This is a genomic window from Undibacterium sp. SXout7W (genome assembly GCF_049339385.1).
In the GTDB taxonomy this organism is placed as follows: Bacteria; Pseudomonadota; Gammaproteobacteria; order Burkholderiales; family Burkholderiaceae_D; genus Undibacterium.
Map to the genome: position 1 here is coordinate 15,558 of NZ_JBMPPF010000011.1, position 23,754 is coordinate 39,311.

The 23,754-nt window shown below is 51.7% G+C and carries 26 protein-coding genes; 10 read left to right on the forward strand and 16 right to left on the reverse strand.

All coding sequences use genetic code 11. The features are described from left to right. Window positions 1-176 precede the first annotated feature (176 nt). Window positions 177-1,067: a transcriptional regulator GcvA gene (gene gcvA / locus ACO0LB_RS11745; RefSeq protein ID WP_423049283.1), complete on the reverse strand. Its 891-nt coding sequence runs from the start codon at window positions 1,065-1,067 to the stop codon at window positions 177-179. A gap of 198 nt (window positions 1,068-1,265) precedes the next feature. Here gcvA and ACO0LB_RS11750 point away from each other — a divergent pair, with 198 nt between their 5' ends. From ACO0LB_RS11750 to lipA, 3 genes are all read left to right on the forward strand, one after another. Next, complete coding sequence (locus tag ACO0LB_RS11750) at window positions 1,266-1,613, forward strand: DUF2917 domain-containing protein (RefSeq protein ID WP_423049284.1); 348 nt, start codon at window positions 1,266-1,268, stop codon at window positions 1,611-1,613. A 303-nt stretch (window positions 1,614-1,916) separates the two neighbouring features. Beyond that, entirely contained in the window at window positions 1,917-2,582 is a 666-nt protein-coding gene (gene lipB / locus ACO0LB_RS11755) for a lipoyl(octanoyl) transferase LipB (protein ID WP_423049285.1), read from the forward strand. Window positions 2,583-2,604: 22 nt separating this feature from the next. Then, entirely contained in the window at window positions 2,605-3,612 is a 1,008-nt protein-coding gene (lipA, locus tag ACO0LB_RS11760; RefSeq protein WP_423049286.1) for a lipoyl synthase, read from the forward strand. Between the two features lie 228 nt (window positions 3,613-3,840). Here the strand turns inward: lipA and ACO0LB_RS11765 are convergent, their stop codons facing one another. Genes ACO0LB_RS11765 through ACO0LB_RS11775 form a run of 3 tightly spaced genes read right to left on the reverse strand, consistent with a single transcriptional unit; the run spans window position 3,841 to window position 5,656 of the window. Further along, window positions 3,841-4,698 (reverse strand): anti-sigma factor family protein, encoded by an 858-nt coding sequence (locus ACO0LB_RS11765; protein WP_423049287.1) that lies wholly within the window; start codon window positions 4,696-4,698, stop codon window positions 3,841-3,843. Beyond that, the gene (locus tag ACO0LB_RS11770) at window positions 4,695-5,225 is read right to left on the reverse strand and encodes an RNA polymerase sigma factor (RefSeq protein WP_423049388.1); all 531 of its coding nucleotides are present in this window, start codon (window positions 5,223-5,225) and stop codon (window positions 4,695-4,697) included. The genes ACO0LB_RS11765 and ACO0LB_RS11770 overlap by 4 nt, the downstream gene beginning before the upstream one ends. Window positions 5,226-5,275: 50 nt before the next feature. After that, window positions 5,276-5,656 carry a hypothetical protein gene (locus tag ACO0LB_RS11775; protein ID WP_423049288.1) on the reverse strand — a complete coding sequence of 127 codons (381 nt, stop codon included), beginning with the start codon at window positions 5,654-5,656 and terminating at the stop codon, window positions 5,276-5,278. Between the two features lie 830 nt (window positions 5,657-6,486). Between ACO0LB_RS11775 and infA the strand changes: the two genes are divergently transcribed. Next, window positions 6,487-6,747: a translation initiation factor IF-1 gene (gene infA, locus ACO0LB_RS11780; protein ID WP_423049289.1), complete on the forward strand. Its 261-nt coding sequence runs from the start codon at window positions 6,487-6,489 to the stop codon at window positions 6,745-6,747. A 209-nt stretch (window positions 6,748-6,956) separates the two neighbouring features. Here the strand turns inward: infA and ACO0LB_RS11785 are convergent, their stop codons facing one another. From ACO0LB_RS11785 to dctP, 11 genes are all read right to left on the reverse strand, one after another. Further along, window positions 6,957-7,538, reverse strand: a complete 582-nt coding sequence (locus ACO0LB_RS11785) for a carboxymuconolactone decarboxylase family protein (RefSeq protein WP_423049389.1) — start codon at window positions 7,536-7,538, stop codon at window positions 6,957-6,959. Window positions 7,539-7,715: 177 nt separating this feature from the next. Next, window positions 7,716-8,660 carry an ACP S-malonyltransferase gene (locus tag ACO0LB_RS11790; RefSeq protein ID WP_423049290.1) on the reverse strand — a complete coding sequence of 315 codons (945 nt, stop codon included), beginning with the start codon at window positions 8,658-8,660 and terminating at the stop codon, window positions 7,716-7,718. Then, a complete protein-coding gene (gene mdcB / locus ACO0LB_RS11795) occupies window positions 8,660-9,622 on the reverse strand; it encodes a triphosphoribosyl-dephospho-CoA synthase MdcB (RefSeq protein WP_423049291.1) in 963 nt (320 codons plus the stop codon). Before mdcB ends, ACO0LB_RS11790 begins: the two co-directional genes overlap by 1 nt. A 278-nt stretch (window positions 9,623-9,900) precedes the next feature. After that, on the reverse strand, window positions 9,901-10,599 hold the full coding sequence (gene mdcG, locus ACO0LB_RS11800; protein ID WP_423049292.1) for a malonate decarboxylase holo-[acyl-carrier-protein] synthase: 699 nt from the start codon (window positions 10,597-10,599) through the stop codon (window positions 9,901-9,903). Between the two features lie 68 nt (window positions 10,600-10,667). After that, on the reverse strand, window positions 10,668-11,381 hold the full coding sequence (mdcE, locus tag ACO0LB_RS11805; protein ID WP_423049293.1) for a biotin-independent malonate decarboxylase subunit gamma: 714 nt from the start codon (window positions 11,379-11,381) through the stop codon (window positions 10,668-10,670). Continuing rightward, window positions 11,381-12,337, reverse strand: a complete 957-nt coding sequence (locus ACO0LB_RS11810; RefSeq protein ID WP_423049294.1) for a biotin-independent malonate decarboxylase subunit beta — start codon at window positions 12,335-12,337, stop codon at window positions 11,381-11,383. The genes mdcE and ACO0LB_RS11810 overlap by 1 nt, the downstream gene beginning before the upstream one ends. Then, window positions 12,334-12,648, reverse strand: a complete 315-nt coding sequence (gene mdcC / locus ACO0LB_RS11815; protein WP_423049295.1) for a malonate decarboxylase acyl carrier protein — start codon at window positions 12,646-12,648, stop codon at window positions 12,334-12,336. The genes ACO0LB_RS11810 and mdcC overlap by 4 nt, the downstream gene beginning before the upstream one ends. Before the next feature lie 8 nt (window positions 12,649-12,656). After that, window positions 12,657-14,321, reverse strand: coding sequence for a malonate decarboxylase subunit alpha (mdcA, locus tag ACO0LB_RS11820; RefSeq protein ID WP_423049296.1), 1,665 nt, complete (start codon window positions 14,319-14,321; stop codon window positions 12,657-12,659). Further along, the gene (locus ACO0LB_RS11825) at window positions 14,321-15,670 is read right to left on the reverse strand and encodes a TRAP transporter large permease (protein ID WP_423049297.1); all 1,350 of its coding nucleotides are present in this window, start codon (window positions 15,668-15,670) and stop codon (window positions 14,321-14,323) included. The genes mdcA and ACO0LB_RS11825 overlap by 1 nt, the downstream gene beginning before the upstream one ends. Continuing rightward, window positions 15,667-16,221 carry a TRAP transporter small permease gene (locus ACO0LB_RS11830; RefSeq protein WP_423049298.1) on the reverse strand — a complete coding sequence of 185 codons (555 nt, stop codon included), beginning with the start codon at window positions 16,219-16,221 and terminating at the stop codon, window positions 15,667-15,669. Before ACO0LB_RS11830 ends, ACO0LB_RS11825 begins: the two co-directional genes overlap by 4 nt. After that, the gene (dctP, locus tag ACO0LB_RS11835) at window positions 16,218-17,243 is read right to left on the reverse strand and encodes a TRAP transporter substrate-binding protein DctP (protein WP_423049299.1); all 1,026 of its coding nucleotides are present in this window, start codon (window positions 17,241-17,243) and stop codon (window positions 16,218-16,220) included. Before dctP ends, ACO0LB_RS11830 begins: the two co-directional genes overlap by 4 nt. A 186-nt stretch (window positions 17,244-17,429) precedes the next feature. Here dctP and ACO0LB_RS11840 point away from each other — a divergent pair, with 186 nt between their 5' ends. Then, window positions 17,430-18,077, forward strand: a complete 648-nt coding sequence (locus ACO0LB_RS11840; protein WP_423049300.1) for a GntR family transcriptional regulator — start codon at window positions 17,430-17,432, stop codon at window positions 18,075-18,077. Between the two features lie 18 nt (window positions 18,078-18,095). Here the strand turns inward: ACO0LB_RS11840 and ACO0LB_RS11845 are convergent, their stop codons facing one another. Next, window positions 18,096-19,388, reverse strand: a complete 1,293-nt coding sequence (locus ACO0LB_RS11845) for an HD-GYP domain-containing protein (RefSeq protein WP_423049301.1) — start codon at window positions 19,386-19,388, stop codon at window positions 18,096-18,098. 229 nt (window positions 19,389-19,617) lie between these two features. Between ACO0LB_RS11845 and ACO0LB_RS11850 the strand changes: the two genes are divergently transcribed. The 5 genes from ACO0LB_RS11850 to ACO0LB_RS11870 all read left to right on the forward strand — a co-directional run bounded on the left by ACO0LB_RS11850 (window position 19,618) and on the right by ACO0LB_RS11870 (window position 23,737). Continuing rightward, window positions 19,618-20,328 carry a queuosine precursor transporter gene (locus ACO0LB_RS11850; RefSeq protein ID WP_423049302.1) on the forward strand — a complete coding sequence of 237 codons (711 nt, stop codon included), beginning with the start codon at window positions 19,618-19,620 and terminating at the stop codon, window positions 20,326-20,328. A 60-nt stretch (window positions 20,329-20,388) separates the two neighbouring features. Then, window positions 20,389-20,766, forward strand: coding sequence for an ArsR/SmtB family transcription factor (locus ACO0LB_RS11855; RefSeq protein WP_423049303.1), 378 nt, complete (start codon window positions 20,389-20,391; stop codon window positions 20,764-20,766). Between the two features lie 143 nt (window positions 20,767-20,909). Then, window positions 20,910-21,863: a DUF4214 domain-containing protein gene (locus ACO0LB_RS11860; RefSeq protein ID WP_423049304.1), complete on the forward strand. Its 954-nt coding sequence runs from the start codon at window positions 20,910-20,912 to the stop codon at window positions 21,861-21,863. 139 nt (window positions 21,864-22,002) lie between these two features. After that, the gene (locus ACO0LB_RS11865) at window positions 22,003-23,115 is read left to right on the forward strand and encodes a 6-phosphofructokinase (RefSeq protein WP_423049305.1); all 1,113 of its coding nucleotides are present in this window, start codon (window positions 22,003-22,005) and stop codon (window positions 23,113-23,115) included. 79 nt (window positions 23,116-23,194) lie between these two features. Beyond that, a complete protein-coding gene (locus ACO0LB_RS11870; RefSeq protein WP_423049306.1) occupies window positions 23,195-23,737 on the forward strand; it encodes a hypothetical protein in 543 nt (180 codons plus the stop codon). Window positions 23,738-23,754 lie beyond the last annotated feature (17 nt).

Consider the following 23,754-nt stretch of genomic DNA (forward strand, 5'->3'; position numbering starts at 1 on the left):
GTAATTCGCCGTTAAACACACAGCAACCCGATGATGAACTGGTCGCCATTGAGCCACGCTCTGACGAGTATCCGTTCACCATTCCACCACTATTCGGCCACTATTAAGCCCCATGTTGAGCCGCTATTGAGTCTCGATACCATCGCAACATTGCCGCACATCGCCGCACCTTGCACTTATTTTGCCGCCGCAATTTCAGCCAGCAACCATTCACGAAACGCCCTGACCTGGGGCTTTTTCAGCGATACCTCCGGATACACCAGGTAATACGACACCGTACTGGGCACCTCAATATCGAACAAGCGTTGCAACAAACCGGTCTCGATATCTGATTGCACGATCGCATGCCGTCCCAGCGCGATTCCCTGCCCGTCAACCGCTGCCCGTGCCAGCATGGAAGAGTCCTGAAAAACCAGACCACCAGTCGGCTCCTCGGCATCCACCCCCGCGGCGCGGAACCAGGGCTCCCACGGCTCACCGTCACAACGCAGCAAATACGATGCCGCCAATTCTTGCGGCGTTTGCGGTAATTGCCCGCCGTGATAGCGTGGACTAACCACCGGGTAATAACTATCCCCCATCAGCAATTCAGTCACCATTCCCGGATAATGCCCATTCCCGAAACGGATGCCAATATCCACCGATTCCCGCAGATAATCTGTCAGATGATTGCTCGATTCCAGACTGACTTCCAGGTCCGGGTAATGTTCAATGAATTTCCCCAGACGCGGTGACAGCCAGCGCGCCGCGAACGATGGCAGCGAAGTGATGCTCAGACGCTTTTGCTTGCTGTGTTTTTGCAAACGCTCAGCCGCCTCCGCGATATCCTGCAACGACTGACGGATCGCCGCCGCAAACTGCTCACCATCCGGCGTGATCGCCAGACGCTTGCCATGCCTGACAAACAGCGCCACATCCAGCTCGGCTTCCAACGCTCGGACCTGATGGCTGATCGCCCCATGCGTCAGATGGATTTCCTCTGCTGCACGGGAAAAATTCTGGTGTCTGGCTGCGGCCTCAAATGCGCGCAAGGCAGCCAGATTCGGTAATCGACGAAAATCGCTCATGCCACTCTACCTCATCAAGTCAGATGAAATTAATACCATATTTGTATGTGAAAAATATTAGCAAACAAATCGAAAATTACTCGTTTTGCTTTCCATTTTCGAGCGCCTACAATGGATTTATCGCAGCGCAACAATTGATTTTATCCTTATAAATCAACATATCACTGCATTCATTGCCAAAACGCAAGGAGCTTCAAAATGACAAATAATTTCGCAAACTCATCTTACACGATTGTTGCTGGCGCAGCTGTTTCCGGCACCCTGACACAGGCCAGCCGCATTCAGGTTGCCTGCGGTCGTGTCTGGCTGACCATTGCCGGCCAAGAGCATGATTTCTGGCTGCATGCCGGCGAAACCATGCTGGTACCCGCTGGTCGTCTGATCGTCATCGAAGCCGACAAACAAGCCAGTGCCATTGATATCGTTGCCGTAACCGCGCCGGTGTCGGCAGCCATCGCTGCACGTACACATGTGTCGCAGCCACAAAACATACTGGCAGCCACCTGGCAAAAACTGTCGCACAAACTGAGTCAGGCATTTGCCTGAAATGTGCTTGCAATGTGTCGGAATAGCGGCGGAGCAAAGCCTGAGAGCAATACCCTTTGCACATCATGTAAGCGGGAATACATCTGACAGATGCGTTCCCGCCGATACATGACTGTATGTGCAATGTGATGGATGTGATGTGACCTGCAATGTGCGTGCGTGACGTTTGTGATGTGCGTTTGTAATGTGCGTTTGTAATACGCACGGATACCACCCCAACAACTGGCACGCGTTCACGTTCGCGATCGCTCCGGCCAGCACAATCAACTGCCTGCAGGCGCAAGGGTGGTACACTAGCGCCCTATGCAAGCAGCTTCTACACCTTCGACCCTCCCGCGTATCGTGCACCGTGGCATTGAGCCTTATCAGCTCACGTTTGACGCCATGCGCGCCTTTACCGATGCGCGCACAGAACAGACCCCCAACGAATTCTGGATCGTAGAACACCCACCCGTCTTCACGCTGGGTCTGGGGGCCGATCAGTCACATGTACTGGCGGCACACGATATTCCCGTCGTGCAAACCGACCGGGGTGGCGAAGTCACCTACCACGGTCCGGGGCAGGTCGTGATTTACCTGCTGATGGATTTACGCCGCAGCCATCCTAAAGCCCGGCTATTTGCGCGCGAATTCGTCCACAAAATAGAACAGTCGGTCATTAATACACTGGCAGCGTATAATCTGGACAGCGAGCGAAAACAAGGCGCGCCGGGGATTTATGTCAGCAATGGCGACTGGAAAGGCGCCAAAATCGCCGCGCTGGGTCTCAAAGTGCGCGGCAATGGCTGTACCTATCACGGTGTTTCACTCAATGTAACAATGGATCTGGCACCTTTTTCCTGGATCAACCCCTGCGGCTATGCCGGACTCGCTACTGTGGACATGAATACTCTGGGCGTCAGCGTCACCCTCGCTGAAGTACAGCATGCCCTCGCAAAGAATTTACAAGAACTTTTGACTGCCTCCTGATTTTTCGATACCGCTTCATATCATGACAACCGAAAATACCACTGTTTCCTCCGGCGATGCCGCTACCAGCGCAGCCACTTACGACCCGACCGAAAAACAGAAAGGCGCCAGTAAAACCGCGCGCATCCCCATCAAAATCGTACCGATGGAACGCCTGCCCAAGCCAGACTGGATCCGCGTTAAAGCTGGCTCACCAACGACCCGCTTCTACGAAATCAAAGACATCCTGCGCGCCAACAAGCTCGTCACCGTCTGCGAAGAAGCTTCCTGCCCGAATATCGGAGAATGCTTCGGCAAAGGCACAGCGACCTTCATGATCATGGGTGATAAATGTACACGCCGCTGCCCATTCTGCGACGTCGGTCATGGCCGCCCTGATCCACTGGACGTGGACGAACCACTGAATCTGGCAAAAACTATTGCAGACCTGAAACTCAGCTACGTTGTCATCACCTCGGTTGACCGCGATGATCTGCGCGATGGCGGCGCGGCACACTTTGCCGAATGTATCGCCAAAATCCGCGAACTCTCACCAATGACCCGGATTGAAATCCTGACCCCGGATTTCCGTGGCCGTATGGATCGTGCCCTCGATATCCTGAACATGGCACCGCCGGATGTGATGAATCACAATCTCGAAACCGCACCACGCCTGTATAAAGAAGCCCGTCCCGGTTCCGATTACGAATACTCGCTGAGCCTCTTGAAACGCTTCAAAGAGCAGCATCCGGACGTACCAACCAAATCCGGCATCATGGTCGGTCTGGGCGAAACCGACGAAGAAGTGCTACAAGTCATGCGCGACATGCGCGCCAACAACGTCGACATGCTGACTATCGGCCAGTATCTCGCACCGAGCGGTCACCACTTGCCTGTGCGTCGTTATGTGCATCCAGACGTGTTCAAGATGTACGAAGAAGAAGCCTACAAAATGGGCTTCGCCCACGCCGCAGTCGGCGCGATGGTACGTAGTTCCTATCACGCGGATCAGCAAGCACATGGCGTCGGAACAGACGTTAAAAGCGTATAAAGGTACATCGTTAAGCTGATCGCTTCGCGCTATGCCAGAGACTGGCAATAATGCGCAAGTGCTGAGGCAAAGACAAAAATCCCCGGAATTTGACCGGGGCTTTTTTTTGACCAGCAAGTCTGTATGTTCCATCGCTTCAGCGTCGCAGCTGAACGAATCAACATGCATGACCGATGACGTGCTCCTATAGCTAGTCACTAGTTAACTGGAACTACTCGCCAGTAACCACTAACGTGATGCAGGAATCGGATGCGGTGTCTGCAATTGATCAAATACCAGCAGGGACAGTTGTGATAATTCAGCCTTGTCGATATTGCCGGACAAGGCATAACCGAACTCGCCATCAATCCAGTAAAACACGCTGACTTGCCCCTCTTTCATGTAACGAAAACCGGTATCTTTGTGATGCTTGTTTTCATTCGAGGCGTATAAGGTCAGACGAAGTCCAGCGGCATTCTGGTACATAAATTGAGCGACCGGCCCCGTCGTACCAGGTAACAGGCGCCCACCGACCAGATCAAAACCTTTACTACTGAGTTTGGGTGGTTTCAAGCTGCTGCCAAGACGTTTCGATAGCCATTTGACCAATTGCTCTTCCTGATCAGAACTGACCTCTACCGGACGCCGGACGTCCGGCGTGTACACCACGTGGGCAATGGCGGCACGATGTGGCAGACTGTCATTGCTGTTGTCCGACCGGCGTTGTTGTTCCTGCGCCGCGAGCACGGTGCGGTGCTCGTGCCAGTTCCAGCCGACGATGCCGCCGCCAGCAGAAAATAGTACTGCAAACATCAGTCCGGCGGCAATGCCTTGCCAGGACCAGAGAACAGAACGGTGTTGATGCGTGTTTTGGGTACCAGTTGTCTTCGCCAGACATACTTGCTGTAAAGCCGCTGGCACAGGCTCATCCAGTACGGCATCAAACAGCTGATGCAAACCCTCGGCTTGTGCCTGATAGGTGCGCACGCGCTGCTGTTCATGTGGATGTTCTTCCAGCCAACGCTCCAGCTCCTGGCTACGCTCCGGGGACAAGCGCTTGTCCACATACGCATGCAAGTCGCTTTCAGAAAAAGAAGGCAAAGTCATTTCACAACCTTTAATGTAGGCAAAGGAGTGACGGCGGGTGCGGCTGTCTGCGCAGCAATGCCATCCTCCATCAGCATACGCAATCGTTCCCGGCCGCGGCTCAGGCGCGACATGACGGTTCCCAGAGGAATATCGAGCACGCTGGCAATGTCCTGATATCCCATCTGTTCCAGCGACACCAAAAGCAATATTGCACGCTGTTCGCGTGGCAGCCGCTGCAATGCGGTGTGCAGATCACGCACTTCCAGCCTGTCGGTCTGCGTGGCACGTGTCGTCAACATGGACGAAGTAGCGCTGGTATCGGCATCCTCAAGCTCCACCAGCGCCAGACTGCCCTGGCGTAATTGGCTGATATGCAGATTATGCATAATGCCAAACAACCAGGCGCGCATCTCCCGCTCTGGCTGCCATTGCTGGCGCTTTTGCCAGGCGCGTTCCAGCGTATCCTGTACCAGATCGTCGGCCAGCGTTTTGTCTGCCACCAGCGCCCGTGCATAACGGCGCAGGCGTGGCAGGCAATCATGCATCAGCGTTGCGATGTCGGGCAGATCGCTCACATCACACCTTGGGAACGATATCAGTTGCGGACAACATGCCAGATTTCTTTCACATTATCGCCACTACGATCGCCCGGCTGTTTATCCTTGGAGAAAAAATAGAGTGGCTTGCCCTTGTAAGCCCACTGCTTAGTACCATCATCGCGGACAATCACAGAATAATCTCCCTGCGCTGTCGCATCTGGTGCAGCGGTCAATATGGGCCACAAACCGACACAAGCATCGACGCAGGCACTCTTACCACTGCCCGCCACATCTTTATCGAACGTATATAAGCTCAGTCCGTCCTGGCTGACCAGAATATCTCCGGATTTTTTCACCGGCACATCAGCTGCATATACCAGCGTGGTGATGCACAGCGTCGTCATCAAACTCAATATCAAAGTAGAAATTTTCATCATATCTCCGTATAGATTGGATATAAATCAGAGAGGCCACACTTCGCGCAGAAAGCATGGCTCTTGTCATCATTCATGTATCAGGGGGCCTGCTTATGGGTATACGCCAACATGACGAGGTTTATTCCATGCCTGATCAATATTTTTACCCTTCCTGGCTTGGTGTTGAGTCCAACGCCTCTGCCACTGCCGGAAACAGCGTGCCAATCGCCGTCGTTTCGCCATTAAAGCCCGCCAGAAGCGACGTCAACATAGTATTGAACTCTTATTTTCCCTCATGTTGATGCGTCGCCATCGAACCGGAGTTCGCGTATAGATGGGAATAAATGAGCATAGTGGGGGAATAAAACGTGGATAAATGCAGATAAATGTCCACATCGCGGTATAATCCAATTTCACGGGTCAAACTGACCCAGTGTCAAACAGATGTCCGATATGTTCCACTCCGCTGTCATGTGCTCTATCATCTCAGTAAGCGTTAACTAAAGACAAACAAAAACACGGCAAAGTACCCAATCCGTTATTGCCATTTGACGTGTTTCCATTTTCTGGCGATTCCTGGTCATGCATGTTGATGTAAGCATGTTGATCATTACTTCAGTTGATCCGCGCACTGCGACAGCGCACTGCAATACGCCGACTGGATCAGCTTACATCACTTATCTCAGCCCTGGCCATTTGCGTAATTCCGGCAAAACGAACGGATGAGAGCAACAGCATCACTGATTACTGGCACGATCAGCCTTATTTCTCACACGGATGATGTTTCATCCGTGAGATAGCAATGCCGGATGTCTGGCAGCGCAACACCTTATTAGGAATGTGAAAACACAATGGCAAAAGAAGAATTATTGGAAATGAGCGGTATGGTTGAAGAAGTCTTGCCGGATTCCCGCTTTCGCGTGAACCTGGAAAATGGTCACCAGTTGATTGCCTATACTTCAGGCAAAATGCGTCAGCATCACATCCGCATTCTGGCGGGTGACAAAGTGACACTGGAAATGTCTCCTTACGATCTGAGCAAAGGTCGTATCACTTTCCGTCATATAGAAAAACACAGCGGTGGCGGTGGTCAGCCACGTCGTCGTTACTGATCTGCGGCAGCGTGCACATCTGACTACGGGTATCGTCTGATACACATCTGATCAATATCTGATAACCAGCATGAATGGTGCATCAGTAGCATTGAACGTTCTGAATGACAGATAAAAAAAGCGAGGCATGTCCCTCGCTTTTTTTGCGCCCGTCATCTATCGAACACTACTGACAATATTGATATCGTCGATAGTACGAAACAAGCAGATTATTGCTCCGGGAAGCGCGGCAGTTTTTTAAAGTCTTTCGGCACCTGATATTGCGCCACATTCATCTGCATCGCCAGCAAAGTGTAATAGGCATTGATCCCCGTCAGATCAACCACTCCCTTTTTGCCAAAGCGTTTTTCCGCACGGGCAAACGTCACATCAGAAACCCGTTTGTTTTTATGTAGTTCAACCGAGAAATCGTAAACGATCTCTTCATCTTCACTCATACCCGTTGGCCGCCGTCCGTCTGCAATCGCGGCTGTAATCTCTGCCTTGATACCCGCTTTAATCGCAATCGGCTGATGTACGTACCATTCAAAATCCTGCGACCATTCGCGTGCCGTAATCAGGATTACCAACTCGCTCAGCGTCGTCCCCAGCGCTGACTGGTAACGCAGATAATCCCCCATCGCCCGTGCCTGGCTCATGACTTGCGGGCTGTGCATCAGCGGTTCAAACGGCCCAAATACCGGAACTTTGCGCGTCGCCAGAAATTCCTCGGCGGCTTTTTTCTGCTCTTCGGTATATTGCGCCGGTGGTATGGTCGGCAAACGCTCTGCGGCATGTACCGCCAGATTCATACTGATGGCGAATAACAGAGATGAAATGACACTGATCTTGATAGTTTTTTGATTCATGGATGTCTCCTGTGATATTTATTATTGATGTGGCATCATCATTACTGATACCGGTATTGCCAATGACTGCGTTGATATTCCCCTGCTTGTTATTGCGTACCTACTTACCTGCCTACTTGTTCAATCACGCTGCGCCTGACGGTGAACCCAGTCAATCACCCCTTGCGTACTACGAAAATCATCGACTGAACGACAGGCAATATGCGGATGTCTGGCTTGCAGCATTTTCGATAGCGCTGAGCCTGGTCCCAGTTCAAGTGCATACCTGATCCCAGCCTCATTCAATTGATCCATACATTCCTGCCACTCAATCACCTGCGTCAATTGCGCCAGCAAGGTCGCTCTGGCAGATGCCGGGCTGAAGACTTTACTGGCATTCACACCAGCGAGCACGCCAGTAGTCGCAGGAAGAAATTCGCTTGTCGCCAGATGCTGCCGGAAATCCTCTGCGGCTGAGATCATCAGCGGTGTGTGGGATGCGATGGATACTGGCAATGGCGTTAGCAGCAAGCCACGCACCCGTTGCGCTTGCAATAGTGGCATCAGCGCTTCAACATCCGTCGCCAAACCCGCCAGAATCATCTGGGTTTCGCCATTCACGATGGCGATATGCACGCCCGATCCTGCAAGCAGCTTGCTCATCGCTGCACGAGAAATACCAGAAACCGCCAGCATGCGATGAGGCATGCCGGCATTGACGCAAGCCTGCATACAACGAGCGCGATCAGCTGCCAGCCTGATCGCCACCTCCGGCGTCAAAGCAGCGCTGACACCATGTGCCGCCAGCTCGCCTATGCTGTAACCGGCAATCAGATCTGGTGGCGGCAATGCTGTACCTAATGCCAGCCAGTTCGCCAGTGTTGCCGCAACAATCAGCGGTTGCGCCAACACATTGGAAAACATCGCCGTGTCAGAGGACAGCACCGCCGTCAGGGACTCCCCAAGCCAACCATGCTGATCCATGTCCAGCAACATCCGATGGGCAACGCTGTGGGTCTGCGCCAGCGCGAACATCTGCGCGTGCTGTGCGCCTTGCCCGGGACAAAGAATGGCAAACGCTGACATCAGATCATTCCATTCACAGCATACTGCTCAACAAAATACACAAAACAAGTCGCTGCCAGTAAATCGGCGGCGCCGCCGGGAGAAAGACGTCTGGCAATAAATTCCTGATGACAATGCTCGGCCTGTGCCATCCAGTCAGGTTGCGCTGTTCCGCCGCGCTGTAAAAATCCGCCAGCCACGGTGCGGGTAAACGCAACACCCTCGGCGCCGCCACGATGATAGAGATTGGTGTCACTGATATGCGCCATCAGCAAAAACAAACTATCCACCTGCGCCTGCGGCAAACTGCGACCTTGATGCAAGCTCAGATGCAAGCGCGGTAACGCTAATTCGAACACGGAAGGAAAACCCAGTGCCGCTTCCTCTCTGGCGCCACTCGCAGCGAACTGGCGCGCAACCTGCTGGCCGTGGCTAGCGCCGGATACCGTGCCGGGTTCGCCCTTTACCACAGTATGTTTCAGCAGCGCGTCGCCCCAATAATGCAGCAAGGTCTGGCGCACTGCCGATGCATCGACAGTGCCGGCGAAGTGGGCAAGATGCGTAGCACTTGCCGCGCACAACATGCCAAGCGCAAAAATAGCACCGCGATGCGTATTGATGCCGGCTGTAGCGATCAACATGCGTTGCTCTGCCTGAATGCCGAGTTGTTTTAATTCGGTAAATTCCGCCTGCCGTATTCCCGCCATCGCCATCGCTTTAAAGTAATGACGCAAAGAAAACAAGCTACGCATGAAAGTTTCGGCATTCATGTCTGTATGGCTGCCGTTATCACGCAGAGATACCAGACCCGGCTTTGGGTACAACACCAGTTCTGCATGCAGGCTACGCAGCGCCAGTCGCGCCATGTGTAATGCCAGCAAATGCTGCTGTGTATGTAGTTGTGTATTTTGCTGTATATGCTGCTCTGAATATCGCCCCGCAGTGTCAGGTTCCGACGTGCGGTGGTTCTGCCGGATAGTCATCGCCCTATTCACTGATGTATTGATCGATGTATTTATTAATCGATCTGATGGCATCAGTGTTGCCGCATATCTGCCGCTGGACAGTGTAGGATCATGCATCAAAAAAAGCCTCGCTGTTCGTCATGCTATCTGCGCTATCTGCGCTATCTGCGCTATCTACGCTATCCGCGTTGTTCGCTGTATCCACTTTCACTTACTCAGGCTACTTAAGTTACCTAAGCTGCTGAATCTGACCAGGCTGCCCGACCGCTCGATGTATCCTTAGCATGCAACGCATACTAAGCACTAATGGCCAGTGTATGAATCAGATCGCGCTTTTCCATCAATCGAACCTGTTGCAGGTCTTTTACCAGCACTTTCTGATGATTGTCCGGATCGAGCACGCTATCGGACAACAACCATTCTTTCCAGGCAACCGCTTGATCCTGCGGGAAAATAATTTCTCCATCCAATGCCATCTGTTTCTGATACTGCACCAGCAATGCGAGACCAGTCACCAGATGTTCCTGATCCTGGGGACGAAACAATAAGTCCACATCTGAACTTGCACCGATATAGGTTTGGCCCGTCAGAAACTGCATCGCCAGTGAGCCATACACACGGAAGCGGATACCGGCGACGCTGGCTTCGATTTGTAACTGGCGCAGCGTTTCCTGCCATGGTGCCGGAGCCGCATTGATCACGCTATTGAGCGACAAGGCTGACTGATGTTCGAGGATATGCGCTATTTTTACGGTAGCGGCCACCTTAGGCTTATAGCCATCCTGCGGCGGTAAAGCAAAACCGATGCAGACTTCATCATCGCCAGCTGCTGCATCCCTGCGACGTACCACCGCTGGCCACTCCTGCTGCTGCCAGCACTGAAAAACCGCCATAAAACGGTCGTGATGCGGCGGCTGCCCAGCCATGATCGCGTCCCATGCCTGAGCAGAAAGCCATACCAGATCATGGCGCTGAAATTGTTCGGTCTGGTTCAATTCGGTAAAGCCTTTTTATACATGTACTTACATTCAGGAGGCGTCAGTCCTGAGATGATCTTCAGCGATCAACCCGATAACACTGGTGCCTGCAATACCGCCTGCACGACGCGCTCTGCCATCAGACGTCCACCGCGTTCGGCGCCGGTCTGCATGCGCCGGTCTTGTGGAGTGGCGCTGGCAAAAGCGGCGATCAGTTCGGCGGCAAGATCCTGTTCCCAGATGGATTGTACGCCACCCATACGTTCATAATTTTTCGGTCCCGGCGCAAATACCGGATTTGCTTGCGCCAGCTCAGTCAATTTTTCTTCAGGTACTTTGGTAATCCGGGCCATCGCTGGCAACCCCATCACGCGTATCGTGGCCTCTGGCAAGGCATAGCAGGCATCCGCCATCATCCCGCTGGTGATAAAGCCACCTGACAGTGCCTGATCATAAACCAAGGCAATGATCTTATGCCCGGATTGCCGCGCCAGTTCTATGCATTTGCCCAGATGCGCCATATAGCTGTTGATTCCGAGCATTTCATCACGATGTCGTAAGCGTTGTCCTACCGTATCTACCAGCAATAATATCGGTCGCTGCGGATGTTCACGTACCGTGGCCAATACCGCACGCGCCTGATCCAGCGCGATTTCCACACCAATCGGCGTGTGATCTGTCGTTCCTATGACGCTGATCGTTTGTCCATCCATCTGCGCAGTTCCCGTCAGGACAGATGCTTGTTCACTGATCTGGTACCCTTCTGGAAATAACTGTCCTGCCAGTGTTCTCCAATCCATCACACCGCTCCCTGTAATTGCTCGCCTGCGACCGGCGTATCTGCTGATAGTCCAGTCAGCGCATCCGCCATGGCGACAAATTCCGCCGCTTCCATCATGGCGACTTTATCTGCCTGTGGCACACCCATCGCTGTCCAGATATCCAATGGCTCGCGCAGATGGGCGGTACGTTCCAGACGTTGTTCCAGCATGTGTTGTTCTGCCTCCAGTGCTGCAAGACTGAGCGCGGCTGAACGATGACTCTGCGCATCTGAGATATTCAGAACACTCAACGCACTCAGCGCTGCGATAGTGGCTTGCCTGAAAGCGGCAATATCGTCTGCCACCAGCGCCTGACAATCCCCCATCAGATAGCGATGCTTGCCGCCGGTTGTCCGCCATACCAGCGCGCGGTCTTTGGCATCGAACTCTTCCACGCCGTTGGCTGTTTCTATGACTTCCGGACCTGACATGGCAAGACGTGCCTCTTCCGACATGATGACCACATTGGCGCAGCGTGCAACGATGCCCATGCCACCAAAACAACCATTGCTGCCACCATTGATGACTATCACCGGAATACCCGCCGCCCGCACATCGAATAGTGCGCGCATGACCTCAGAAACAGCGATCAGCCCGGCATTGGCTTCATGCAAACGCACACCGCCTGACTCTGCCAGCAAGATCACTGCCGCAGGTTTTTCCAGCACAGCTTTGCGCATCAGCCCAACGAGCTTGGCGCCGTGGACTTCACCCACCGCGCCGCCCATGAAGCCGCCTTCCTGCGCAGCAGCAAATACCCGCTGACCATCAAGATATCCTGTACCGATGATCACGCCATCATCAAACGATACCGGCGCATTCAATTGAGGCAGATGCGGGCTGGTCCATGCTGGCGATGGTGGCAGGATTTCATGAAAATCATCGATCCCTGCATGAATGCGCTGGCGCGCCGTGGCTTCCAGATAGCTGCTCATGGGGCTGACTCCAGACAAGCTTCGATGGCCTGATCCAGCCTCAGGCTGACGACCGCCGGTGTGGCCCCCATGTCATTGATGGCAATGCGCACATCAGCCAATTGCCAGCGTGCCTGAAAATCGTCCATCACTGCCTGCCAGATCGGTGCAAATCCTATCGCAGCCGTATTGACCTCAATCTCGCAGGCCGCCTGCAACTCTGCCCTGCTGACGAGGACTTCCAGATTGCCGGAACTGACGACGCCAACGAGCTGCGCAGCAGTAGGAATTCTGCGTTGACCCTGCTCAAAACGAAATACCAGCGTTTCCATATCTCTCCTTACCAATTTCTGAAGCGTTTCGGTGGCTGATACAGACCTTCCGATGCGCGGACCAAATCTTTCATGTTTTTTGCCGCCAACAAATCTCTGGTGGCATCGCGCTTGTCGATTCCCATGTCTTCTGCGCGACGGATAATGCCGCGATCGCGCAGGTTTTCCACCATACGTTTATCACGACCAAGCCCCACTGGCGTATATCCTGCAACGCCGCGAATAGCCTGCTCGCGCTCCTCGTCGGTACGGCACAGCAACAGATTGGCAATCCCTTCTTCCGTCAGAATATGCGTCACATCGTCGCCATAGATCATGACCGGTGGAATCGCCATCTTCGCCTGTTCGGCCAGTTGCCAGGCATCAAGTGTCTCGACAAACGCGGGCTGCATGTGTTCGCGGAAAGTCTCTACCATCTGCACCACCAGCTTTTGTCCGCGGGGAATGGTGTTTTTACCCTGACGCGCCTCACGACCGGCCTTCAGCCACGCCGGACTGGCATGGCGACGTCCGCGAGCATCTGCGCCCATATTCGGCGCCCCCCCAAAACCGGCAATGCGTCCCAATGTGGCAGTAGAGGAATTGCCTTGCAAATCAATCTGCAAAGTAGAACCGATAAACATATCGCAGGCATAATGCCCAGCCGCCTGGCTCAGTGCACGGTTACTCCGCATGGAGCCATCAGCACCCACAAAAAATATATCAGGACGAGCCCGGATATAGTCTTCCATCCCCAGCTCAGAGCCAAACGAATGCACTGATTCGACAAAACCTGCTTCGATCGCAGGAATCAGCGCCGGATGTGGATTGAGCGCCCAGTGACTGGCAATTTTTCCTTTCAGGCCCAACGATGCTGCATACGTCGGCAGCAGTAATTCTATGGCCGCCGTATCAAACCCGATACCGTGATTCAGGCGACGGACTTCGTATTCGGCATAAATTCCCTTGATGGCCATCATCGCCATCAATACCTGTATCTCGGAAATCAGTGCCGGATCACGGGTAAACAAAGGCTCTATGTAATGTGGCGTAGGTGCGGGCACCACAAAATTGACCCAGTCAGCCGGAATATCCACCCGTGGCAAAACATCGACGATTTCATTGACCTGCGCAATCACGATCCCGGATTTAAACGCAGTGGCTTCCACAATCGTCGGCGTGTCTTCGGTATTGGGGCCAGTGTATAAATTACCCTGCCGGTCGGCAGCCTGCGCCGCCACCAGCGCCACGCGGGGAGTCAGGTCGATGAAGTAGCGGGCATACAGTTCCAGATAGGTATGTATCGCACCGATATTGAGTTTGCCAGCCGAAGCCAGTTTAGCCAGACGCGTCGCCTGCGGACCCGAAAAAGAAAAATCCAGTTTGGATGCAATACCGTTCTCGAATATATCCAGATGTTCCGGCAACGCCAGTACGGATTGCAGAATATGCAGGTCATGAACGCGCGCGGGATCAAGCTGGGTCAGGATTTTCGCCAAAAAATCTGCCTGCTTCTGATTGTTTCCTTCCAGGCAAACGCGATCCCCGCTTTCCAACACTGCATGTAGTAAATCTCTGAGACGGCCAGCGGGCAACACCGTCCCCTGCAAATCATCGCCCAGCACCTGTATTGCACGCTGCAAACGCTGCTGGCGATTGGTTTGCAAGGTGTTCCAGCGACCTGATGGCGCCATTATTTCACTCCCATTAACATATCAGGAAATGCGGTAGCGATCTGCGGAAACACGCACAACAGAATCACCGCTACCAACATCAGCAACAAGAAAGGCATGACTCCCCAGACGATTTCCTTGAGCGGAATATCCGGTGCAATATTTTTGATGACAAAAATATTCAACCCGACCGGAGGATGTATCAAGCCCATTTCCATCACGATGGTCATCACCACGCCAAACCAGATCAGATCAAAACCAGCGACCTTCAATGGCGGCAGAATAATAGGACACATCATCAGGATGATCGACACCGGTGGCAGAAAAAATCCAAATACCACCACCATCAGCAAGATCACACTCAGTAGCATCCATTTGCTTAAATGCAGATCCACCACCCACTGCGCCGCCGATTGGCTGATATGCAGATAACTCATGACATACGAATATAGCAACGACATGCCGATGATGAATAACAGCATCGTCGATTCTTTGATGGTTGATGTGATGAATGGGGAAATATCCGCCGGTTTCCAGACTTTATAGACCACGGCAATCAAGCCCATCGCCATAAGCGCACCAAGTCCGGCTGTTTCTGATGGTGTGGCATAGCCACCATACAATGCGACCATCACACCGATCAGCAAAATAACAAACGGCAAAACGCGGGGCAACATCTCTACTTTTTGTGCCAGCGTAAAATGCTCTTCCTCCAGATACGCTGACGCCGTACCGTGCTGCTGATAAGCCTGGTATGCCATCGCATATTCACGACGGGCACGGTACACCGCATAGCCAGCAAATAACAGTACTAGCAAGACACCTGGGCCAATACCGGCCAGAAACAGGCGTCCAAGTGATTGTTCAGCTGCAACCGCGTACAAAATCATCGTAATCGAGGGTGGCAATAAAATCCCCAGCGTGCCACCTGCAGCGATAATACCCGCCGCAAACCCTGGTGAATAACCGCGCCTGCGCATTTCCGGAATACCAGCAGAACCAATGGCCGAGCAGGTTGCCGGAGAAGAACCTGCCATCGCTGCGAACATCGCACAGGCGAATACGTTGGCAATACCAAGACCACCAGGCACTTTATGTAACCAGGCATGAATCGCAGAATACAAATCCCGTCCTGCCGGAGACTTGCCTATCGCCGCTCCTTTTAAGATAAATAAGGGAATCGACAACAAGGTAATCGATGCCATTTCTTCATAGACATTTTGCGTGATCGTATCCAATGAGGCGGCAGGCATGAAAAAATACATGAAACCGGTCGCCACCACGCCCAGTGCAAATGCAATCGGCATACCGGAAAACATGACCACCAGAGTAACGATACCGTATAAAACACCCAAGGTTAATGGACTCATGCTGCACCTCGCTTGGCGGTGACGCTTGCCAGTACCTGCGTTACGATCTGCAAAGACAAGAGTGTCATTCCCGCCGCCATCATGGCGTACGGTATCCATAAGGGTGGTGCAAATGTGGATGACGTGGTCTGTCCATCAACCCATGCTTCGTGGAACAGCGTCCAGGATTTCCAGGAGAAAAAAGAGCAGAACGCTGCGCTGATCACATCGACCATCAGTAAACGTAAACGATTAATGGCTTTTGGCAAAATCGATGACAGCACTTCAATACCGATATGTCCACGATACGATTGCACATAAGCAGCAGAAAAAAACGTTACGCCAATCAACATGAAAACAGAAGCCTCATCCTGCCAGTCGGTCGGGATTTTGAACAAATAACGGGTGACCACGGAGTAAGTCAGAATCATGGCGGTCAGCAGCATCGCCACCATAGAAATACGCACGATCATCTGGTTGAGCCAGTTCAACATCCTTGCCAGCATACCCACTGTCGCATTATCCGGCAGCTGTGGTCCTTTTGCCGGTTTCAGTTCGAAACCGTGGCTCATAATAATTTCTCCGCCATTTTCAGTAATTTGGCACAGTTATCATTTTTATCGGCATAGTCTTTCCACGCCGTAGCACGGGCAATCGCCTGCCATTTTTTCACAGTAGCGGCATTCAGATCGACGACTTTTGCGCCTTTCTTTTCGTAGACATTGGCAACCGCTACATCATCCTGCTTGGCGGCCTTGATCGCAAAGGCTTCCAGATCAGCACCGACTGTCATGATGATGTTTTGCTGCTCCTTGGTCAGCTTGTCAAAAATCGCTTTCGACATCATCAGTGGTTCAAACATATACCAGTAACTCTGACCACGACCACTGGTCAGGAATTTTGATACTTCTTCGAGACGGAAAGAAATCAGGGAAGTCGACGATGTCATCGCAGCTTCCATCGCACCCGTCTGCATTGCGGCATAAATTTCGTTCGATGGCAGTGACACCACCGCTGCCCCAGCAGCCTTCAACACCAGATCCACCTCGCGCGAACCACCACGGATTTTCATGCCTTTGACATCATCCGGATCCACCACAGCCTTGGTACGAGATGCCACACCACCGGCTTGCCAGACCCAGCTGACGATGACAATACCTTTATCCAGCAACAGCTTGTTGAGTTCCTTGCCTACTTCGGCAGTTTTCCAGGCAGCACCAACCTCGTAAGATGGCACCAGACCCGGCATCAGCCCAATATTGACTTCCGGCACTTCGCCACCGGCATAGGACAACGGTACCAGCGACAAATCCAAGGCGCCCTTACGCATGGAAGAAAACTGTGCATTGGTTTTCATCAGTGATGAACCAGGATAAATTTCGAACTTCAGACTGCCGTTACTGCGCTTTTGCACTTCCGCCGCAAACATGCGGCACAAGCGGTCACGGAAATCGCCTTCCTCCAGGGTTCCGCCCGGAAACTGATGCGAAATTTTCAAGGTTTGTGCCTGCGCCCATGCTGTGAGCGGGGACAAAGACATCAGTGGTGCGAGGCTGAGTGTCTGTAAAACGCGTCTTCTGTTGAATTGATGCATGCTGGCTCCTAAGGATTTGCTAAATATGGCGAGGTCATTGCCCGCTTTTTTGTGCATATCTCTTGGCGATATCGCCTTTAAGTATGCTGAATCTTTTTTCTTGTATACAAGATCGCGTATTTTGCATTCAAAGTCAACTTGAATATATACTGTGCGTATGCAAAATTTTTGTAGTGAAGAAAAATAATGAAAAATCGTTCCACCAGCCTGCGTGAAGAAATAGAAGAACTGATTGCGATTGGGCAATTACCGCCGGGGCATCATCTGGATGAAACCGAATTGGCGGCACGCTTTGGCGTTTCCCGCACGCCCATCCGCGAAGCCCTGATACAGCTGGCGTCCATGGGGATTATCGAGATGCGCCCGCGCCGGGGGGCACAAGTCGCCACGATCAGCGCTCAGCAACTCGTTGAAATGTTTGAAGTGATGGCAGAATTTGAGGCTATGTGCGGTCGTATGGCGGCACGCCGCATGTCCAAAGATGAACAGACCGCATTACAGGCAGCGCACGATGACTGTATGACAGCAAGAGATGCCGACGACCCAGATGAGTATTTTTATAAGAATGAAGTGTTTCATGGCCTGATTTACAGCGGCAGCCACAATACGTTTTTATCGCAACAAGCCATGAACCTGCATCGCCGCTTGCGGCCATATCGCCGTTTGCAGCTACGGGTCAGGGATCGCGTTAAAACATCGTTCCATGAACATGATGGTGTCGTCAAAGCGATTATCAGCGGGGATGGGGAGGCCACGGCCAACCTGCTACGCAGCCACATCATGATACAGGGTCAACGCTTTGCTGATCTGATCGCGTCGTTACCGTCAGCCTAAACTTACCAGCGAGTGGACTCAGGCCGTATTGCGCGCTGCACCTTTATCGACATCAAAGAAATACGTCATGCGTTTGCGCGGACTCAGGTAATCATAAATCTCGGCAGGCAATTGTGCAGGCTTGAGGCTGGCAGTAATTTCCAGGATGGGTTCGTGCAATAAATCGACAATAATTGCTTCGTTTTTAGGAACGACAGGGTCGTAAATTAACACACTCGGGCGCAGGGGCTTGCTGGAATTGACGGCAATCACCATCCCAAACGTGCCGTCTGACAAACGGACGATCGTTCCCGGCGGATAAACACCCATGCAGCGGATAAACAGATTCAACGCCGTTAAGTCAAACTGCTTGCGCATGTGTCCAAACATGTGTGCCATGGCTTCAAACGGCGATAAGGAATCTACAGGATTGGGCCGGTTACACAAGTTATCGTAAGTATTGGTAATCGCAACGATTCTGGCCAGCGGAGAAATAGCATCCGCCTTCAGATGTTGTGGATACCCCGTGCCATCGCTGTATTCGTGATGCTGCATGATGATATCGATCACCGGTTTGGGTAGAGCGATTTTTTCCGCAATCTGCTTCCCGTAGTGACAATGTTGTTGCAACAGGTTTTGTTCAGCACGCGTGAGTTCAAATGCTTTATTGACAATCCGGTCCGGAATTTCGATTTTACCGATGTCATGAAACAGACACCCCATGCCCAGCAATTTAATATCCGATGCCGCAAACCCCAGTTCCTTACCCATCATCATCGTCAGGACTGCCGTATTCAAGGAATGATAATAAGTCTCTTCCCCGGCGATTTTGTCATTCATCAGGTGAATAGCGATATTCTTATCGACCAGCAAGGATTCCACCATTTGCTGCACCAGTTGGTCGGCACTGGCGATAGCCTCTTGTGGGCGTGAAAACAGATTTTTCGTGATGTTTTTTAAGGTTCCGGCCACCTTTGCCAGTTGTTTCTCACATTCTGCGATCGCATCACGCTCCTTAATCAGTCGCTCAATCCTGGCTTTCTTTTCACGGATTTTTTCCATTTCTTCGGGGCTGGGCTGAGCGATTTCCACCGACACTGGCGAACCTTCTGTGCGAGGCACAGGCGCCAGCGGCCGGCAATCTGACTTTGCAGGATTAACGCGTATGCTTTGCAAACCCAACTGGCGCAAGGCCTGTACTTCCTGTTCGGTCTTGATTTTAAAACTGTTCAGAGCAAACGAATGGTCTAACCAGGCAACATCCAGATGTACATACAAACCAACGCACAATTGCTCAACCGGGACAAGGACAGTGATGGGAGCGGGACACATGTTGCTCAATAAGAAATGATGATGTGTTCATTTTAGCAGGTGGTGCATGTTTTTCCGGCAAAACAGGGCTGCGCCAGCAAAGTCAACATTTGCCGTTTACAATCGTGAACAAGAGCTGCATCAGATACATCGCCAGAGGCAGCAAGTGACAAAAGCGGCAGCCTTCACCCCTGTTGGCGACTATTACCCCATGTAACCACTGACTTCCCTGTTTTCAGAAAGCATGAAAATGACGACATCTGTATCACGTTATAAATATTACGACTTTGTGATGGCAGCCTTCGTCACGGTGCTGTTGTGTTCCAATCTGATCGGCGCTGCCAAAGCTGCTCAGGTCACACTGCCCCTCCTTGGCACTGTGACCTTTGGTGCGGGCGTACTGTTTTTTCCGATTTCGTATATTTTTGGTGATGTACTGACCGAGGTGTATGGCTATGGACGCGACCGCCGGGTAATCTGGGCAGGATTTGGCGCGCTGGTTTTTGCCGCGCTGATGTCGGTTGTTGTGCTGTCACTGACACCCGCTGCCGATCCGTTCAACCGCGAATACCAGACGCATCTGGATGCTGTCTTTGGTAACACGCCACGGATTATTCTCGGTTCAGTCACGGCATTCTGGTGTGGCAGTTTCGTGAATAGCTATGTGCTGGCGAAAATGAAGATTGCGACCAGCGGCAAATATCTGTGGACTCGTACGATAGGCTCCACCATCTGTGGTGAACTGGTCGATTCCAGCCTGTTTTATATCATCGCGTTTTATGGCATATGGTCGGATAAACAATTAGTCACCGTGATGATTGCACAATACATCCTGAAAACCGGCTGGGAAGTCGTGATGACACCCTTCACCTACAAGGTGGTCGCTTTCCTGAAACGTAAGGAAAACGAGGATTATTATGACCGGGATACGAACTTCAGCCCGTTCAAATTACGTGCCTGAAACCAGAACAGCATCAGGCAGGATATGATGTCGGTTTTAGTATAGAAATGGTCATTTGTCATGGAAGGACTTTCGGATCAAGCACTGATACAGGTCGCACATTATTTTTCTGCACTGGCAGAACCGACCCGACTGCGCATACTCAACTGCCTGCGCAACAAGGAATATAACGTCGGCGATCTGGCTGAGCAATGTGCATGCTCACAGGCTAATGTGTCACGCCATCTTTCCACACTGGCCAAGCAGGGAATGGTCATACGGGAAGGTCGGGGAATCAGCGTGTACTACCGCATTGCAGATCCAGCCATCTATGCGTTGTGTGATCTGGTCTGCGGCAACGTGGCGCGCCAACTGGAGTCACAAGTTGCGCATCTGAACGGCATCAACGGGATCAAGCTGGTAACTCCAACCCAAATACCCACCAGTAATGGCATGTGATGCGCACAACCGCGCACTTTCCAGTTGATTGAACATATAGATACGCTGTATAAATTATCAGACTAAAATTAGTTAAATGCCATTAATTAACTTTTATGGCAACAACTTCTTTTACTCGCTCAGTATTTTCACCAGGACAACACATGGCAACGATTCATGTTAACGGAAACGGTCTTTATTTCTCCACACAAAACGAAATGTCTACCAACGTCACCCAGACCGCCAACTCGGGAACGTTCATTGGACAATACAGCCAACAGGTATGGACAGGGACGAATCTGACTTATAGCGCTGGCACGGCCATGCCAACCGGTGGCACACTCTTGTCGTTCAGCATGAAAGATGGTCAGGGTATTGAGCAATACAGTATCAGCGGCTTTTCTTATTCGATACAGGCAACAGATAATCTGAGTAACCTCAATAATTTTTTAAACAAAGTCATCTTTGGTAACGATACCTGGACGGGCACTGCTGGTAATGACATTTTTTTCTACGGCTTTGGGAATGATATCTATATCGGCGGGGATGGGATTGATACCCTGAACATGGGTCCAGGCAGTGCAACAGCATCGTCGAATTTCACGATCGCAGTCACCAACTATGGCTATGCGCTTACTTTCGCCAAGCAGGGTACCAACATATCCGGACAAGTAGTGGGACTCAGTGGCATCGACCGCCTGCAATTTTCAGACAAATCCTTCGCCCTTGATAAAGACGGTAACGCAGGTCAGGCATATCGACTGTATCAGGCGGCCTTTGACCGTACCCCGGACGCTGGCGGACTTGGTTACTGGATATCACATCTGGACTCAGGAGCAGAAAATCTGAAACAGGTCGCTTCTGGCTTTATCAACTCTGCTGAGTTCAAACAATTATATGGCGCTAATTTGTCCGATGCGGCCTATCTGACAGCTCTGTACCAGAACGTATTGCACCGTGCACCCGATCAGAGTGGCTTTGACTACTGGAATGGCAGAATCACAGCGGGTGCGAGCAGAGCGGATATTCTTGTGAACTTCAGTGAGAGTCAGGAAAACATTGCCCAGGTCATCGGACAAATTTCTCATGGCATGGAATACATTCCCTATACCGGCTGAGATACAGATATCTCAGATACACAGAGATAGAAATGTACCGATGCGCTGATGTTGCTGACGTTGCTGATCAGCGCACCGTGCTTATCTCGTTTCTCATACGCTCGTTTTCGTTCTTCACTTCAATGCCAGAAAGCAAATCATGACAGGCAACATCCAACGTATCGCCATCAGCACAGGAGGCGGTGATGCGCCAGGTCTGAATGCTGTCATCCGCGCCGTCGTACTGGCCGCAGAACAACGGGGTTGGGAATGCTTTGGCATACGTGAAGGATTCAACGGTATATTGCGGCCAGACCGCTATCCTGTGGATGGCATATTTCGCATTCATGCGGAACAGGTCAGAGATATAGGTCATCTCGGCGGTACGATACTTGGCACGACCAATCATGGAAATCCTCTGAAGTTTGCCACGACGATGCCTGACGGCAGCATACAGGAAGTGGATCGCACATCAGAGATTCATGCAGCACTCAAGCAGAGGCAGATTGATGCGCTGGTGTGTATCGGTGGTGATGGCACGCTGACCATCGCCCATGCCTTGCACCAGCAGGGATTGCGCGTCGTCGGTGTTCCAAAAACCATTGACAACGATCTCGACAAAACCTTCACCACATTTGGCTTTGATACGGCTGTCGCATTTGCAACTGAATGTGTGGATCGTCTGCATAGCACTGCTGCCAGCCATCAGCGCATCATGGTGGTCGAAGTCATGGGACGCTACGCCGGGTGGATCGCCCTACATGCGGGGATTGCCAGTAATGCCCACGCAATACTGATTCCTGAAATTGCCTACGATATTGACAAACTCGCCGCACATTTGAGCGCACGTGACCGCGCCGGTCATCACTACTCTATTGTGATCGCAGCTGAAGGAGCCGTTTCTACCCAGGGACAACAGGAAATACAGGAAACAGCAACCGCTGGTTATGTTGAGCGACTCGGCGGGATAGGTGAAAAAATTGCCCGGGAACTGGAACAAAAAACCGGTAAAGAAGCACGTGCAGTCGTGCTAGGCCATTTACTCCGTGGTGGCAGCCCGACGGCATTTGACCGCATATCTGCCCTGCGCTTTGGTACTGCGGCAGTACGTGCTCTGGATGAAGGTCACTCAGGCATCATGGTGGCACTAGCATTCCCGAACGTGAATTACGTCGCACTCGAAGACGTTGCGGGCAGGATGAAGGGAGTACCTCTTGATGGTGACACCTTACAAACGGCGAGAGATCTGGATATCTGCCTCGGCGATACATGAAGCCAGCCATACCAGAAATACGCGAGAACGCACGGCATCAATCACCCCGCATACTTTTATCTATTCAGTTGTAAAACCTATGAAAAAATTCATTTCAGTCGTCGCGCTGTTGATTATGCCAATGTTGGCAAATGCCGATAACAGTCATGTTGAAACAGACAAAGGAACAATCACAGCATTAGACATACCTCAGGATGCACCAAAATTTGAAAGCTATGTAGTCACTGAAATCTTTCAAGGCAAGCCAGCGTTACCAAAAACCAGCACAAGCCCTGCATTCAAAAACATGAGAACAAAAATCAGGGAGGGGGCAAAAACTGGCCCAAACTTTGCTGGTCATTACACGCTTATTTTTGTTGGCTGCGGAGCTGGTGCAATTTGCCTGCCTGCTATCGTCGATGCAAAAACGGGGAATGTATATAGTTCCGACTTCATAAACTCTATTGAGAATTTTAATATTGCTCCAGATATCGAAAACCACATCGTTGAATATCGAAAAGACAGCAGCTTATTAAGAGTGATTGGTTCAATTAACGAAAATACAGAATTGAGAGGAGTGTCATATTTTGTTTGGGAAAATAACAAATTCAAGAGAATTAGATTTGTTCAACATCCAAGCTAACACGCCAGGCGCTAACC

Excerpts from the sequence above, each read along its gene's own strand:
- ACO0LB_RS11750 (WP_423049284.1), top strand. The coding sequence starts at position 1,266 with ATGACAAATAATTTCGCAAACTCATCTTACACGATTGTTGCTGGCGCA.
- ACO0LB_RS11850 (WP_423049302.1), top strand. The coding sequence starts at position 19,618 with ATGACGACATCTGTATCACGTTATAAATATTACGACTTTGTGATGGCA.
- ACO0LB_RS11840 (WP_423049300.1), top strand. The coding sequence starts at position 17,430 with ATGAAAAATCGTTCCACCAGCCTGCGTGAAGAAATAGAAGAACTGATT.
- mdcA (WP_423049296.1), bottom strand. The coding sequence starts at position 14,321 with ATGGCGCCATCAGGTCGCTGGAACACCTTGCAAACCAATCGCCAGCAG.
- ACO0LB_RS11830 (WP_423049298.1), bottom strand. The coding sequence starts at position 16,221 with ATGAGCCACGGTTTCGAACTGAAACCGGCAAAAGGACCACAGCTGCCG.
- lipA (WP_423049286.1), top strand. The coding sequence starts at position 2,605 with ATGACAACCGAAAATACCACTGTTTCCTCCGGCGATGCCGCTACCAGC.
- lipB (WP_423049285.1), top strand. The coding sequence starts at position 1,917 with ATGCAAGCAGCTTCTACACCTTCGACCCTCCCGCGTATCGTGCACCGT.
- mdcC (WP_423049295.1), bottom strand. The coding sequence starts at position 12,648 with ATGGAAACGCTGGTATTTCGTTTTGAGCAGGGTCAACGCAGAATTCCT.
- ACO0LB_RS11845 (WP_423049301.1), bottom strand. The coding sequence starts at position 19,388 with ATGTGTCCCGCTCCCATCACTGTCCTTGTCCCGGTTGAGCAATTGTGC.
- ACO0LB_RS11825 (WP_423049297.1), bottom strand. The coding sequence starts at position 15,670 with ATGAGTCCATTAACCTTGGGTGTTTTATACGGTATCGTTACTCTGGTG.
- dctP (WP_423049299.1), bottom strand. The coding sequence starts at position 17,243 with ATGCATCAATTCAACAGAAGACGCGTTTTACAGACACTCAGCCTCGCA.
- ACO0LB_RS11775 (WP_423049288.1), bottom strand. The coding sequence starts at position 5,656 with ATGATGAAAATTTCTACTTTGATATTGAGTTTGATGACGACGCTGTGC.
- ACO0LB_RS11865 (WP_423049305.1), top strand. The coding sequence starts at position 22,003 with ATGACAGGCAACATCCAACGTATCGCCATCAGCACAGGAGGCGGTGAT.
- ACO0LB_RS11770 (WP_423049388.1), bottom strand. The coding sequence starts at position 5,225 with ATGCATGATTGCCTGCCACGCCTGCGCCGTTATGCACGGGCGCTGGTG.
- infA (WP_423049289.1), top strand. The coding sequence starts at position 6,487 with ATGGCAAAAGAAGAATTATTGGAAATGAGCGGTATGGTTGAAGAAGTC.
- ACO0LB_RS11860 (WP_423049304.1), top strand. The coding sequence starts at position 20,910 with ATGGCAACGATTCATGTTAACGGAAACGGTCTTTATTTCTCCACACAA.
- ACO0LB_RS11765 (WP_423049287.1), bottom strand. The coding sequence starts at position 4,698 with ATGACTTTGCCTTCTTTTTCTGAAAGCGACTTGCATGCGTATGTGGAC.
- ACO0LB_RS11855 (WP_423049303.1), top strand. The coding sequence starts at position 20,389 with ATGGAAGGACTTTCGGATCAAGCACTGATACAGGTCGCACATTATTTT.
- gcvA (WP_423049283.1), bottom strand. The coding sequence starts at position 1,067 with ATGAGCGATTTTCGTCGATTACCGAATCTGGCTGCCTTGCGCGCATTT.
- ACO0LB_RS11810 (WP_423049294.1), bottom strand. The coding sequence starts at position 12,337 with ATGAGCAGCTATCTGGAAGCCACGGCGCGCCAGCGCATTCATGCAGGG.
- ACO0LB_RS11785 (WP_423049389.1), bottom strand. The coding sequence starts at position 7,538 with ATGAATCTGGCGGTACATGCCGCAGAGCGTTTGCCGACCATACCACCG.
- mdcB (WP_423049291.1), bottom strand. The coding sequence starts at position 9,622 with ATGACTATCCGGCAGAACCACCGCACGTCGGAACCTGACACTGCGGGG.
- ACO0LB_RS11790 (WP_423049290.1), bottom strand. The coding sequence starts at position 8,660 with ATGTCAGCGTTTGCCATTCTTTGTCCCGGGCAAGGCGCACAGCACGCG.
- ACO0LB_RS11870 (WP_423049306.1), top strand. The coding sequence starts at position 23,195 with ATGAAAAAATTCATTTCAGTCGTCGCGCTGTTGATTATGCCAATGTTG.
- mdcE (WP_423049293.1), bottom strand. The coding sequence starts at position 11,381 with ATGGATTGGAGAACACTGGCAGGACAGTTATTTCCAGAAGGGTACCAG.